The organism is Sphingobacterium sp. ML3W (genome assembly GCF_029542085.1).
GTDB lineage: Bacteria > Bacteroidota > Bacteroidia > Sphingobacteriales > Sphingobacteriaceae > Sphingobacterium.
Window position 1 is genome coordinate 4,690,721 of sequence record NZ_CP107036.1, and the last position, 15,425, is coordinate 4,706,145.

A 15,425-nucleotide genomic window follows, 5' to 3' on the forward strand; every position below is an offset into this window, starting at 1 on the left:
TGTACCTTTGTCCTATGGCAAGAGAAATTTTTGAAACCAAGCGCAAGGCCCTGAAAATAAATCTAAATCCTGAGATTTATGGAACCTTCGCTGAGATCGGTGCTGGACAGGAAGTCGCACGAAACTTTTTCAATGCAGGGGCCGCTTCTGGCACAATTGCAAAAACAATGTCGGCTTATGACATGGCATTTAGTGACGCGATTTACGGTGAGGAAGAAGACGGCAGATATGTCAGCAGGACCCGTTTACAAAAAATGCTTTCTCATGAATTTAACTTGTTGACCCAACGCTTGCATGGTGATAAATATTGCAATAAAAAATTCTTCGCCTTTGCAGATACTGTTACAACACTGAATTTCACCAAAACGAATGAGCCTCATGGATGGATTGGTCTTCGTTTTCAACATGAGGTCGGTGGGCCCACAAACGATATTATTGTCCACGTCAGACTTTTGGACAGTGACAATCAGCTGCAACAAAAAGTACTGGGCATTATCGGGGTAAACCTGCTTTTTGCGGCTTACTACTACACAGAAGATGTGCAGACCTTGATTGAATCCTTGGTTGATAATTTATCTGTAGGATCGGTCGAAATTGATTTAGTTAAGTTAAATGGTCCTTTGTTTGAAAATGTCAGCCAACGACTGATCAACTTATATCTCATTGCCAAAGGATTTGCAAAGGCTGCTATTTTCCAACCAGACGGTAAAGCGGTCCAGATCAAGGATTATTTGTACAAAAAGAATATCATCTTACTTCGTACAAAATACCGCCAGAAATCACTTCCTAACTTTGACCTATTTAACCTTGCTGTCGAGCAGTTTAAGAAAAATACGGGGGCAACGGACAGCGATACCATTGTATTGATTGAGGTGTTAATGGGTAATGTACTGGAAGATACACATGAGATTACGGATGAAGATCTACAGGAATTTGCATCGAGAGCAGATGAATTATGTGCCACAGGGAATAACATTATCGTCAGCAACTTCCGTAGAAATAATCATCTAGCGGAGTTTATAAGCAACTTCAAACCCAAAAATATCGGGATTGCAACAAACGTATATAACTTAAAGAACATCTTCAATTCGGACAACTACAATAAAGACCTTTACACCAACGAGTTACTATCCTACATATCAGGTATGTTCAATAAAAATGTAAAGCTTTATGCTTATCCATATCTATTGAAAAAGGAAAATAAAATCATCACAACGCAAAATATGCCCGTCTCGGAAGAAGCCAAACCACTATTTGAATTCTTAATTAAGAACGGTTATATCATCGATATTGAAAATTACGACGAGAAATTTGTAAAAACCGTATAACACAAATCTTCGCTATAATTTATTATATAGTCCAATTTGGTTAAATTGGACTATATTTATGTCTGAGCCTTATGAAGCAAGAAAATGTAATATTAGTCGATTCCAATGACGCTGTCATTGGGAGTATGGAAAAATACGAAGCTCACGAAAAGGGTTTGCTACATCGAGCTTTTAGTGTCTTTTTGTTCAATGACAGGGATCAGCTGCTTATGCAGCAAAGGGCTTTGGACAAATATCATTGCGGTGGCTTATGGACCAACAGTTGCTGTTCTCACCAACGTCTTGACGAGAGCAACTTGGATGCTGCCGAACGTCGCCTGATGGAAGAACTCCGAATAAGTGCATCAGACATATACGATGCATTTTCATTTGTTTACAAAGCCGAGTTTGACAATGGCCTTACTGAGCATGAATTTGATCATGTACTTATTGGCAAATTCAACGGCGAGTCTGATTTTAATGTTACAGAAGTAGCAGCCGTACAATATATGGATCAACAACAGATCAAAGATGAGATCGCGCACTTTCCGGGGAAATTTACCCCTTGGTTCAATCTCATCTATCAACGTGTATTTGAAACCTATTTGGACAAATACAAGAAGTAAGATCATCAAAAAGGCCTGAAGCGATAAAAGCAGATCGACGTCCTCCTTATCATGGCCAAACCCTATCAACAGCACGCTAATAGAAACTCAAGGGTCTGCTAGCCTGCAAATAAAAAGGAGCAATTCTATCACAAATTGCTCCTCTCATTTTTATACTGTTCAAGAAACCACTATAAGTATTTCTGATAGATGGAATACATAATCTTTAGATCGTTTTCATTCAAAAATGCGGTATTCACATCTTGTTGAATATAGTGAATTTTAAAAGCTTTTATGGCTGCATCCAGATTACGGACATCATAGCCAATAATACGCAAAGCCATTTTTGGATTAAAATCGACAGGCGGCGTTTCTAAAAATTCCTCATACCAATAGCCAAATCCCTGATCTGCCAATTTTTTCCAAGGGAATCGTGATGGGTCATTTTTACGCGAAGGTGCCAGATCCATATGTCCGATAAAATTTGCCTGTGGAATCTTATAGGTATTTTTCAAATAGTTCAGCAGCTGAACCAAAGCATTTATCTGTGCATCCGTCCAGGGGTCTGTCGTCCCATTATTATCCAACTCGATACCTATCGACGAAGAGTTCAGATCAGTATCATTTCCCCACTTACCCAGACCGGCATGATGTGCCCGGTATAGATCATTCACCATCTGTACCACCTTACCATCCCGCCCCACAACATAATGTGAACTTACACCGGCTTTCGCAGAGTGAAACGTACGGATTGTCTGTCCTAACGAATCTTGAGCCGTATGATGAATGACCACAAAATTAGGCTTTCGGATACCGAAATTGATCGAGGCGATCCACTGCTGATCTTTGACATTGACTTTCTCCAACTGCCCAGATACAGGAGACTGGCGATACAGCTTAGAAAACTCTTTTGCTTGGTTTTTATATACCTTTTCGGTCTTAGCATATTTATTGCCAGCACAAGATGTGATCAATGCTGCAATAATAAAAAGATTGAATCGTGATGTTATCCTCATATCGAAATGTTTCAACACAAATATACTTCCAAAATAGGATATCGGTATGATTGTACTCTAAAATGATACAATAATCTTCTTTTCAGAGACAGCTCCAGTGAAATTGCCAATTGTTCTCAAGTGATTTACCGCACACGAGTAGCTATCATCAAAAAAGTCCAGATGGAATATCTGGACTTTTTAAGATCGATGTAACGTATCGATATTTTATTTTAAAGCGCTTACATTCAATTTACCCATGAATGCTTTCAGCTCATCTAAACTATACCCATTACCTCTTAATGTGATCAAATAACGATCTTTTTCAAGGTAGCTGATTTCGGAACTCTTTGGAGTCGAACCTTCTACACCTTTATTATCCGTTGTTTTCGCCCGCTTTCCTTCAAAATCACCTGTTTTCTCTACTTCTGTATCAGTGATATTTTCTGAATCGACCATAAAGCCCATTTGCGCAAGACTAACAATAGCGGAAGCGGTCTCACCCGCACCATCAATAATGCTTATTTTAATGTCCTTTTGATCATCGACAGTATATGTTGCATCGCCAGAAACGACACTTACACCATACATAGAGCCCGCAGAATAAGACGTTCTTTTCAAACCGTCTAAGCTTTCTGGGAGAAATGCTTTTAATTCATCCGAACTCAATGGTTTTTCAGATTTCAGTTTGGTCTGAAGTTCTTCCATTTTCTTTGCACCATCAGTCAGGTTATCTAGATTAGATACCCCTTTAACCACATCCGAGATTCCCGTACTTGTTTCATTATCATCTGCAGCACCATCCTTGGATTCGTTGCGATTACCGCAACTTGTGATCAAAATAGCTACACCCAATAATAGGGACATTACGCTCAATTGTCTTTTCATAATTATCAGTTTTTTAGATAAAACGTTAGAAAGATAAAAAAATGATTTAATGGGCGCAACTATTTAAAATATAGCAGTAAAATAGTCCTATTCGTTTTTCCTGAACTTATCTAAGAATGTTTGGGGATCATCATGCTTACATACTCTTTCGTGTCTATCCTTCTGGTTTATAAAGGCTTCATTTAAAAGCCTTAATATTTCCCAGACTCCTGCAAATAAACTCGTCTGGATTAACCCTTTTACGGTATAATGCTTTATTTGCCTAGCCCCAATTCGTCTCACACTAAAAGTCAATACATTTTGCATAACAATATAATGACCTTTTCTAAATTCTCAGTAAAAATAAAAGCCCCTCCGATATGGAGAGGCTTTAAGGATATTATTTTTAAGGCTGTTACGCCTCAGCATATTCTTCGATAGAAGGACATGAGCAGATCAATGTACGGTCTCCCTGAGAGTCGTTTACACGACCTACAGAAGGCCAGAACTTACGTTCTCTTACGTACTCCAACGGATAAGCCGCAGTTTGACGACTGTAAGGTCTATCCCATTCATCTGCAGTAACCACCGCTGCTGTATGCGGAGCATGCTTCAATACGTTATTTGCTTGTTCAACATCTCCGGATTCAACCGCAGCAATCTCCTGACGAATTGCAACTAATGCATCACAGAAACGATCCAATTCAGCTTTAGATTCAGACTCTGTTGGTTCAACCATCAATGTACCCGCAACAGGGAAAGAAACTGTTGGTGCATGGAAACCGTAGTCCATCAAACGTTTTGCAATATCAGCAACTTCGATACCTACATTTTTGAAACCACGGCAATCTAAAATCATCTCATGCGCACAACGTCCATTGCTACCAGAATAAAGTACTGGATAAGCATTTTCCAAACGCGCTTTAATATAGTTTGCATTCAATATTGCAGTCCGTGTAGCATTAGTCAACCCTTCACCACCCATCATCGAAATATAAGCGTGGGAGATAATCAAGATTGATGCTGAACCAAATGGTGCCGCCGAAACAGCTGTAATGCCTTCTTCTCCCGAAGTAGAAACAACTTGATGGTTTGGCAAGAAAGGTACCAAGTGTTTAGCAACACCGATTGGCCCCATACCCGGACCACCACCACCATGTGGAATACAGAACGTTTTATGCAAGTTTAAGTGACAAACGTCAGCACCTATATGGCCCGGACTAGTCAAACCTACCTGTGCATTCATGTTTGCGCCATCCATATATACCTGACCACCATTGGTGTGAATGATTTCACAAACTTCAATGATTGATTCCTCAAATACACCATGCGTAGACGGATAAGTCACCATTAAAGAGTTCAGGTGAGCAGCATGCTCCTCCGCTTTTGCTCTTAAATCTGGGATATCAATGTTTCCAAGTTCATCACATTTCACGACCACCACTTTCAAACCAGCCATTGAAGCCGAAGCAGGGTTTGTACCATGTGCAGAAGCTGGAATCAAACAGATATTACGACCATGATCGCCACGGCTCTCATGATAAGCACGGATAACCATTAAACCGGCATATTCACCTTGCGCTCCTGAATTAGGCTGGAAGCTCATTTTAGCAAAACCTGTGATCTCTGATAACCAATCGTTCAATTCACCGATCATCTGCATGTACCCGGAAGTTTGATCTGTTGGTGCGAATGGATGTAGTCCACCAAATCTCGCCCAGGTAACTGGAGTCATTTCAGCGGTCGCATTCAGTTTCATTGTACATGAACCCAATGGGATCATCGAATGACATAAAGATAAATCTTTCGCTTCCAATGATTTAATATAGCGTAACATTTCATGTTCAGAATGGTAGCTATTAAAGTTTGGATGAGTTAAGTAAGCTGAAGTACGAACCAATTCAGCAGGAATCGAAGAGCCTAAGTTTTCCTCTAGCGTATCGAAATCTACGTCGTTCAATGTTTTGCCTTGAATTTTTGCAAACACTTTTACGATCGTTTTGATATCCTCATAGGTTGTTGTTTCATCGATAGCGATAGAAACTTGTGAACCGTTGTAGTAGAAGTTCAATTCATTGTTCAACGCTTCAGATTTTAAAGCGCCGGCATGTCCACCTAAATCTACACGTAGTGTGTCAAAATAAGCGTTATTCAATTGAGTATAACTCAAAGACTGTAAAGCGTGATCCAATAAATTTGCTAAAGCATTGATACGGGACGCAATATTTTTGATTCCTTCTGGACCATGGTAGACAGCGTAGAAAGAGGCCATGATAGCCAATAAAGCTTGCGCTGTACAGATATTCGAAGATGCTTTATCACGACGGATATGTTGCTCACGTGTTTGTAAAGCCATGCGTAAAGCGTACTTTCCATTCGAATCAGAAGTTACACCGATGATACGTCCGGGAATATTACGTTTGAAGCTATCACGTGTAGCGAAGAATGCCGCATGAGGACCACCGAATCCCATTGGTACACCAAAACGTTGTGAGTTACCAACAACAACATCTGCCCCCCATTCTCCCGGAGGAGTCAACAAGGCTAAACTCATTAGATCCGCAGCAGCACATACTGTAATATTTTTACCGTGTGCAGCCTCAGCAAATGATTTGTAATCAATGATTGACCCGTCTGCCGCTGGGTATTGTACGAATGCAGCAAAAACATCATCTGTCAGTTCTGATTCTTGAATAGCTGTAATTTTCAGTTCGATACCGAAAGAAAGCGCACGCGTCTTTAACACGTCAATCGTCTGTGGATAAGCGTTTTCAGAAACCAAGAATACATTTGCATCTTTGTTTTTACGCGCTGAATAAAGCATAAACATCGCTTCAGCAGCAGCAGTAGCTTCATCCAATAATGAAGCGTTTGCAATTTCCAATCCAGTAAAATCAGAAATAACGGTCTGGAAGTTTAACAGTGCCTGTAAACGACCTTGTGCAATTTCTGCTTGGTAAGGTGTATATTGTGTATACCATCCTGGGTTTTCAAACACATTACGTTGAATTACACCTGGAAGGATCACATCATAGTAACCCTGACCAATAAAAGATTTAAAAACTTTATTTTTCTCTGCGATTTCCGCTATCCGCTTTAAATAAGCAACCTCAGACAATGCTTTTGGAAGATTTAAAGGTTTTGGAGCACGGATTTGAGAAGGGACCGTTTGGTCAATTAGCTGGTCAATTGACGATACGCCCAATTTGGCCAACATTTCATTCGCTTCAACTGGACTTGGGCCATTGTGGCGACTTTCGAATTTTTCTTGGAAGTGTATATTGCTCATGTGTGCAAAAAGTTAACGCTTATAGACAGTTAGCGACATAATAATTAGGTAATTAACTCTCTTATAAACAGTCGTTTTTTGGATGAGCAAAGATAGCAAAATAAATGACTGAAAACGAAGCAAAAAAGTGGATAAAAAGTCAGTTTTAAGTACAAGCGAATATGCAATCGATTGTCCTCTCCATATCAAAATTAAAATAAAGATAATCAATGACCGTTCATATTGAAAATATACCAATCAATCCGAAAATAGATTGACACAATGACAAAAAACAAAAGATTATGCTACTATTTTTCAACCATCATTTTTTCTTTTTAAAGATATTCTTTTTGCAATGGCGCTGATTTTTCAATACATTAGTATAAGTACCAATTGTAATTGATTGCTGACACAACGAAATTATTCAGAACGAATGTCACGCAGCTTCTGGAATACGCTGATTCGCTCAAAAATATTGAGAACAGGTATTTTCTCTTTCCTACAATAGGGCTCATACAAGTAAGAATATCATTTCTTTTTAACAAATATAAACCAGCGAAGTAACGATTATAAATCATGAGAAAACAGGTAACAGACAGCGTACTTCTCGTAAGACCCTCTGTCTTCCGCAAAAACGAACAGACCGCAGTCAATAATTTTTTCCAAAAGGACATTGAAAATCTAAGCGGCGAAGAAGTAAATAGAGAAGCACAAGGTGAATTTGATGCTCTTGTCAATGAATTGAAATCACATGGTATTTTAGTGACCGTCATTCAGGACGATGAAAAATCTGAAAGCCCAGACAGTATATTTCCGAACAATATTGTCTCTTTCCATCAGGATGGCAAAATTATTTTTTATCCGATGTTTGCCCCCAACCGCCGAAAAGAGCATTTATTGGACTTTGAGGGACCATTGAAGCAAAACGGTTATTATGTAAAGTTGATTAAAGACCTCAGCGAGGCCGAAAATAATCGACAATATTTAGAAGGAACAGGTGCTCTTGTACTAGATCGTACACATCGCATTGCTTATTGCGCCCTGTCTGAACGAGCGGACCGGACAATGTTAGATGAATATTGTAAAACTGAAAACTACACTCCTATTGTCTTTCATGCATTTCAGACAGTCAATGGCGAACGCAGACCTATCTACCATACCAATGTGGTATTGGCTGTGGGAGAAGATTTTGCAATTTTATGCCCGACTGCAATTGATAATCCATCTGAGCGTGAGGCACTACTAAAGAAATTAAAAGACACTGGTAAGGAAATCATCGAGATCAATGAAAACCAACTGGAAAATTTTGCAGCAAACTGCCTTCAGGTGAGAAATAAATATGGAAATCGTTTTATTGTCCTAAGTGATAAAGCATTGTCATCACTAACACTGTACCAAACCGCACAATTGGAAAAACACGGCAAAATTATCCATCAGGATTTACATGTCATTGAAACCTGTGGCGGAGGCAGTGTCCGTCATATGATGGCTGAGGTGTTCCTGCCAAAAGAAAAAGTGATGAATGCTTAGGCATTCATCACTTCTATAGATAATCAAATTTCAAAGATAAAATAAAGAAGGACCAAATCCATAATGAATTTGGTCCTTCGTCCACTTTACAATACTCACCTTGCTAATCAAAGGCTTATTTTGACTTAGGTGCTAAAATCGGTTTTTGATATAACCGCTTTTGTTTATTAGCTAAAAAGAATAGCGTAATCCTAGCTGAAATTGATAGGGGTTACCTGAAGGAGTAACTATCCCTGAATTGTTCACATTATAATTAAACTGCTGTTTTGTAACATCAAAAGGGATCAGCTTCTCTCCAGCAGCATCTTTTCCACCTAAAGCATATAAATTCTGGTTACCTAAAGATTCATTGATACCCCAAGTTTTCTTGAAGAGATTGCCCACGTTGAAAAGATCTCCCGATATTTCCAATGCATGGTTCCTATACAAATTGAATTTCTTAGCAATCCGTAAGTCAATCAAACCATAGAAACCATTTACTCCACCATTACGTTCGGCCATTTTACCTTGGTATTTTTTGATATAATCTTTAAGACTTTGACTCGCCTCGGGATTATTCAACAGATTGTTTAAGCCAGTAACCAGTTGTTTTGAGGTATTGGGATTATTAGGGTCAAAGATAAAGGCCAGATCATTGTCTCCAGCAACAAAGTCTCCGTTAATATTTCCTCCCGCCAATAAACTATAACGTGTACCGCCAATACCAGAATAGCGTACACCCACACTAACACCGTAAAATGTTGGCAACGTACCATAGATCACAATCTTATTGCGGAATTGATTGTTCGAATAGCTCATCTTACTCAAATCGCGCGGATCATCTTTCACAGCCAAAGATAAAGTTGCTGTATTAGCTACATTTCCGTTGAAGGAGGTATTGTCTTTCGCATCATTCCAGGTATAGCTAACCGAGATAGATCCATCTTTATAATATTGATAACTGGCATCCAATACGACAGCAAATTGATTAACTTTTCCTTCAGAATTCAATTCCAGAACGCGGCCAAACTTATCAGAAATACGTCCTTTTTTCCAATCCGGAGCACCGTCTACGATAGATGTTGCTGGGACAAATACGCCTCTATTATCCTCATTAGCCAATCTAAAGAAAGGATCCTGTACCATATTTCGATCTACGTACATATAGTTATTGCGTCCTAAATTCATATATCCCGAAACGCTCGCTTTTAATTTTTCTGTAAAAAAGTGTGTATAAGATACATTGGCTTTGTATACAACTGGAATCTTGGCATCTGGACCATAAGTATTGATGGTCGGTACTTGGAACTGGGTCAAAGTAGGCGCTAAAGAAGGATCTTTTCGGTAGTCAATAAAATTCGGTGTCGGTACATCAGCCCCACGAACATCAACAGTAGCAAAGTGTTTACCATCGAAAGTAAGGTTATTGATCGTCATATAGTTATTGATATCCGAAGCAAATATACCTCCCCCCACTCGGAAGAAATCTTTACGTTCTTCGTTTACATCCCATGTCATTTGAAAACGAGGCTGGATAACGAAAGACTTCAGTTTATGATCTGTACGTACTCCGACCTCTTTTAACAATTCTTCGTTTAATGGAGAGGTTGGATAATGACCATAATCCAGTCGCAATCCAGCTACCAAATCCAATCCTTGTGCTAATTTAGTCTGTAATTGCCCGTACACACCAACATTGAATATCTTACCGGCTACTGCAGGGTCATTGACCAATGGAACTTCACGATAGTAAGCGTATGGCTTCATCTCGTCAAAGTTTTGCATGGCTGTCTTTCCATCACTCGGTCTAAAGTGAAAGCGGCCATTGACCTCACTTCCATAAATAGAGTTTGCGTGCGTATACATCAAGTCCACGCCAAAGGTGTAATTAATATTATCGGTACTGTAATAGATATTTTCAACAAGCTGAAATACGTTATTTTTAAAGGATTCCTGTGCAAAACGATGACCACCCAATTGCAATGTCGTCTTTTTATCTTCTCCAGCAACCTTGGAAACTGCATCTTCGACAATTGCACGGGGAATATTTTGACTAGGTAAAAGGTCTCCTGGACTACTCTTCTGATAGGTATAGAGATGTTGTACTTTCAATTCATTGGTTACCTTAGGGGAAATGGTTGTACGTAATGTTGCCAATAAACTATTGTCTATATTTTTGTCATTTCCATAGGATTCATATAACGTAATTGGCTTATTGTCCTGCAGCCCCAATTTATTGTTATCGCTCGTAAAATTATTGCGGATTGTCAACAAGTTTTTATCATTGATCTGCCAGTCAATACGGCCGAAAATGGCGTCAGAACCTCTCTTTTTATCAAAAGCACCATATTGACGTTCATCACCCAATCCATACTTTTTCCGTCCAATATTGACAAACTCATCCAACGTCGCATTTGTGACATTGAATCTTTTTTCATCGGCTTCAGAGTTGATATCCGCAATAATCAAAGGACGGGAGTCCTGCTGATGATCCCAAGCAACAAAATAGTGCAGTTTATCTTTTATAATCGGACCACCTAAAGTAAAGCCATATTGATAAGTTGAAAAATCATTGCTTCGTTTATTTCCTCGGATATCATATGGGCTGGACAACCAGTCGGCACGAGAATATAACCACGCGCTACCTTGGGTTTTATTTGTCCCTTGTTTTGTCACAGCACTGACGGTTCCCCCTCCCGCCCTGCCATAGGTTACATCATACTGATTTGTCACGACCTTAAATTCACGGACAGCTTCTATGGAAATTGAAAATGGGGCGCCACTCCGACTTGTTGTTGACCCTGCCGAAGTTGGGTTTTTCGCATTCATACCATCAATCGTAAAATTGGTAGAAGATCCAAGCTGACCACCAATATTATCGCCTTTGCTCAATGGAGATAAATCCATTAAAGACGTAAAATTACGACCATTGACGGGTAGCTTTGCGATATCTCGGGCTGTCACCGCAGTTGCAGCACCAAGGTTCTCAATTTTATTTTTCAACGTACTTATTCCCGTGAGTTCAACCGTTTCCAATACGTTGGATGCATTTTGAATAGGAATATTTAAGCGAATCATATCGCCCTGGTTTAGTGTAAAGCCCGAACGAATCTGTTCGCCATAACCAATAAAGGTAACTTTGATAATATATGGCCCTCCGAGTGGAAGTTCCTTAAAATTGAAATCACCATTGGCATTGGTCGATGTTTTGGTGGTAAAACCTGTAGATTCGTTACGAACCTCTACTGAAGCCCCATGAACGCCTTTGTTATTCTCGTCCGTAATCTTTCCGGAAAATCCTGCTTGGGTTGTTTGCGCATACAAACCTGTTCCTATCGCAATGGCACAAGTCGTAAGTAATATTTCTTTCATTTAGTTGTTGGTTGTAATATGGCAACAAAACTACTCTGACAGTATTAACAGAAGCTAAACGAAATATTATGAAATTATAAACAAAGCATCATAAAACACTATATGAAAAAATAACGAAGCAAAAATAAAAGATAGGGAACAATAGGCCTATTCCGAATAAAACAAGAATCACGCAAATTATAGCTAAGTTTCATCATCCTGCTTGCCTAATATTCATAAAAAAAGTCAGTAAAATACTGACTTTTAATATAAGATGGTAAATTTGAAATCCAAGGGATTAAAATATTTATAAAGATCTCTAAAAAGGTTATCACCATATTTTACATACAACAAAGCAAAGTTTTCAGATCGCTCTTGCAGCCCTCCCCCGGGAAAGAGCTTTTCTTTTACATTGTCGATATCTGCCAATGCATGCTGATGGTTTCGTTTTTCGGCTTTCATCAACTTTTTTTCTAGGTTGTTCATCGCCTTTTTCAGGCGAGCTTTTATCGCCTCAGTGCTGGGTCCTAGACTAGGATCAATTTTGTGTGTACGCAACCTTATCTTTCCGAAGATCGCATTCAGTTCCATCCATTCATCATTAAGATTCAATCTTTCCTTCGTATGACGACGCACATATTCTTTCTTCAAAACCTCCGCAGGGCGAAAGATGCTTTTGAAGGTTAGATCGACCCGGAAAAGCTTGGCAGCCACATTATCTTCGGTAATCATGGCTGAATTTCGCGGAATTAAGATAGGGAAATCTATTTGGTACTGATCAAAATTAGATTTTAGTTGCATCCAATAGACCATCTCAGCACCGCCACCAATATAAGCTAAATTAGGAAGGATAATTTCCTGATACATTGGGCGCATTACCACATTTGGACTAAAACGTTCAGGATGGGCATCTATTTCTTTTTCCAGCTCTTCCTTGGTAAAATATATATTTTGATGTAGCACCTCATATCGGCCGTCTGCAGCCAGAACCAGGCGTTCTCTAAATTCGTCAGTCAGATAGAAGAAGTTGATCTCCCGAGCATGTACCTGAGTAGAAAACCCTTTCGCTTCCAGTTCTTTCGATCTGTCCGTAATGGCCTTAAAACTATTTTCTGATAAAATATCCGTTTTGATAATTGGTTTAAATAATTCCTTTAGCTCTTTATCATCTGCATCGATAATCAAAAGGCCATAGGATTTAAAAAGTTCGTTCACCATATAACGCGTCGCATCAGCCAACCTTTTGTGTTTCAGATAAGCGTCCTCTACAATACGTGTAAGCTTAGCAGAATTGTCTGAAAGGCCAAGGATATTGGTGTATTGCTTTACTGCATCGACAATTGAGGTGGTATCCATACGTCCTGTAGCAGATATCGCGGGCGTCTCCCATGCAATTTTTTTCCCATAGACCTTGGTATGATTAATTTCTTCAAAATCATGATCCTCAGTTGCCATCCAATATACAGGGATAAAGTTTTTGTCCGGATGTTTGGCATGCAAGTCTTCGGATAGACGTATTGCCGTCATGATCTTAAATATAAAGTATAAGGGTCCTGTAAAGATATTCAATTGATGGCCTGTGGTAATCGTATAGGTGTTCTCCTGCAACAACAAATCTATATTTGCGGCGACGGTGGGAGAATCCTGCAACAATGTCGCATATTGAGCTTTTAGGCGCTCCACAAGAATGGTGCGGTGGCCAAAATGCCTTTTTTCGTGCAATTGCTTCTCAAAACCATCAAATGTTGGCCAGTGTCCAACAAACGGTTTCAGTGCCTCGTCATGAGCCAGATAGGCCAGCAATGTTTTGGAGAAACTATTTGTCTCACTATATTCGATATAAGTTGCTTTCATATATGCTTATTGTACGATATACAAATGTATTTAGTTTGAGCAGACAAAATACTGATTTTTAATAAAAAGCTCATTCCACTTTTAAATTATATCATTCTATTGACAAATGTCGAAATAAAACATTCATGCTTTCGCAAGCACCACCAACTAAGAAGTCAACTGAAGGTTCTTCCTGACCAATAAACTGAGCAAAGCGAAATCACTGATGCCTTAATGAAAAAAAATCAATAAAAAGCAGACATTTTTAGAAAAAAAAAGAACCTCCCTGTATTTGGGGAGGCTCTTCTGTATAGTATCTTCACCGCCTACATCGGCCAATCAAGTATTATTTTTTGACAATTTCGCCATAGAGATCGAAATCTTCAGCACGATCGATTTTTACCTGCACAAAATCACCGATTCGTGCATAGGAATCAGCAGCCGAAATCAGTACCTCATTGTCCACTTCCGGGGAATCGTATTCTGTTCGCCCGATAAAATAATCTCCATCCACACGGTCAACCAGCACTTTATAAGTATGACCAACTTTGGATTGATTGATCTCATAAGAAATACCTTGTTGAACCTCCATAATAGCCTCAACCCGCTCTTCTTTTACTTCTTGCGGTACATTATCCGCCAAGGTATGTGCATGCGTCTTTTCTTCATGAGAATAAGTAAAACAACCCAAACGATCAAAACGGGTTTCTTCTACCCATTCCAACATTTCTTGAAAGTCTTGTTCAGTTTCGTCTGGATATCCACAGATAAGGGTTGTACGTAAGGCAATATCTGGCACTTTGTCCCGGATGGCATTGACAAGATCGATCTGCTTTTGTTTGGTTGTCCCTCTGCGCATAGACTTCAACATTGGGTCAGAGATATGCTGCAATGGCATATCCAGATAATTACAAATATTTGAACGTTCATTCATTGCGTCCAAGATATCCATTGGAAAACCAGAAGGATAGGCGTATTGTAAACGGATCCACTCAATACCGTCCACGTCAGATAGATGACGCATTAAATCAGAAAGATTACGTTTACCATAGATATCCAGTCCATAATAGGTTAGATCCTGCGCAATTAAAATCAACTCTTTAGTTCCATTTGAGGCTAAAAATTTAGCTTCTTTAACCAAGTCATCAATTGATTTGGAAACGTGCTTACCACGCATTAATGGTATTGCACAGAATGAACATGGGCGGTTACAACCTTCTGCGATCTTAAAATAAGAAAAGTGTGAAGGCGTCGTCAATAAACGTTCACCCAACAATTCGTGGCGGTAGTCAGCTCCAATGGAGGATAATAAATCCGGCAAATCATTTGTGCCAAAATAAGCATCCACACTCGGTATTTCCGCCTGCAATTCTGGCTTATAACGTTCAGAAAGACATCCTGTTACAATCACCTTATTGATCTTACCTTGATCCTTTAACTCCGAATATTGTAAGATTGCATCAATAGATTCTTGTTTAGCATTGTCAATAAAGCCGCAGGTATTGATGACAACAATATCATTCTCCTGTATATTTGAGGCTTCATGGACAACTTCCATCTGGTTACCTTTCAACTGGCCCATCAGCACTTCACTATCGTGAATATTTTTCGAACAGCCCAAAGTAACCACATTGACACGTGGTTTATTGATCAAAGGGACAGATTTCGTATATTTTGTCTTCATATGATT

At 39.3% G+C, this 15,425-nt stretch carries 9 protein-coding genes; 3 read left to right on the plus strand and 6 right to left on the minus strand.

Annotated elements, in window-relative coordinates:
- Positions 1 to 14 precede the first annotated feature (14 nt).
- Both OGI71_RS19755 and idi read left to right on the plus strand, forming a co-directional pair.
- Positions 15 to 1,328: a nicotinamide mononucleotide adenylyltransferase gene (locus tag OGI71_RS19755; RefSeq protein WP_282251290.1), complete on the plus strand. Its 1,314-nt coding sequence runs from the start codon at positions 15 to 17 to the stop codon at positions 1,326 to 1,328.
- Between the two features lie 71 nt (positions 1,329 to 1,399).
- A complete protein-coding gene (idi, locus tag OGI71_RS19760; protein WP_282251291.1) occupies positions 1,400 to 1,933 on the plus strand; it encodes an isopentenyl-diphosphate Delta-isomerase in 534 nt (177 codons plus the stop codon).
- 170 nt (positions 1,934 to 2,103) lie between these two features.
- Here the strand turns inward: idi and OGI71_RS19765 are convergent, their stop codons facing one another.
- The 3 genes from OGI71_RS19765 to gcvP all read right to left on the minus strand — a co-directional run bounded on the left by OGI71_RS19765 (position 2,104) and on the right by gcvP (position 7,063).
- Positions 2,104 to 2,928, minus strand: a complete 825-nt coding sequence (locus OGI71_RS19765) for an N-acetylmuramoyl-L-alanine amidase (RefSeq protein WP_282251294.1) — start codon at positions 2,926 to 2,928, stop codon at positions 2,104 to 2,106.
- A 207-nt stretch (positions 2,929 to 3,135) separates the two neighbouring features.
- Positions 3,136 to 3,795, minus strand: coding sequence for a hypothetical protein (locus OGI71_RS19770; protein ID WP_282251296.1), 660 nt, complete (start codon positions 3,793 to 3,795; stop codon positions 3,136 to 3,138).
- A 394-nt stretch (positions 3,796 to 4,189) separates the two neighbouring features.
- Entirely contained in the window at positions 4,190 to 7,063 is a 2,874-nt protein-coding gene (gene gcvP, locus OGI71_RS19775; protein WP_282251299.1) for an aminomethyl-transferring glycine dehydrogenase, read from the minus strand.
- Between the two features lie 555 nt (positions 7,064 to 7,618).
- Here gcvP and OGI71_RS19780 point away from each other — a divergent pair.
- Positions 7,619 to 8,572, plus strand: a complete 954-nt coding sequence (locus OGI71_RS19780) for an arginine deiminase-related protein (RefSeq protein ID WP_282251301.1) — start codon at positions 7,619 to 7,621, stop codon at positions 8,570 to 8,572.
- A 171-nt stretch (positions 8,573 to 8,743) separates the two neighbouring features.
- Here OGI71_RS19780 and OGI71_RS19785 read toward each other — a convergent pair whose 3' ends face one another.
- The 3 genes from OGI71_RS19785 to rimO form a co-directional block, all read right to left on the minus strand.
- Positions 8,744 to 11,923 carry a carboxypeptidase regulatory-like domain-containing protein gene (locus OGI71_RS19785; RefSeq protein ID WP_282251303.1) on the minus strand — a complete coding sequence of 1,060 codons (3,180 nt, stop codon included), beginning with the start codon at positions 11,921 to 11,923 and terminating at the stop codon, positions 8,744 to 8,746.
- A 243-nt stretch (positions 11,924 to 12,166) separates the two neighbouring features.
- Complete coding sequence (bshC, locus tag OGI71_RS19790; protein ID WP_282251305.1) at positions 12,167 to 13,756, minus strand: bacillithiol biosynthesis cysteine-adding enzyme BshC; 1,590 nt, start codon at positions 13,754 to 13,756, stop codon at positions 12,167 to 12,169.
- A gap of 325 nt (positions 13,757 to 14,081) precedes the next feature.
- Positions 14,082 to 15,419, minus strand: coding sequence for a 30S ribosomal protein S12 methylthiotransferase RimO (rimO, locus tag OGI71_RS19795; protein WP_282251306.1), 1,338 nt, complete (start codon positions 15,417 to 15,419; stop codon positions 14,082 to 14,084).
- Between the last annotated feature and the right edge of the window lie 6 nt (positions 15,420 to 15,425).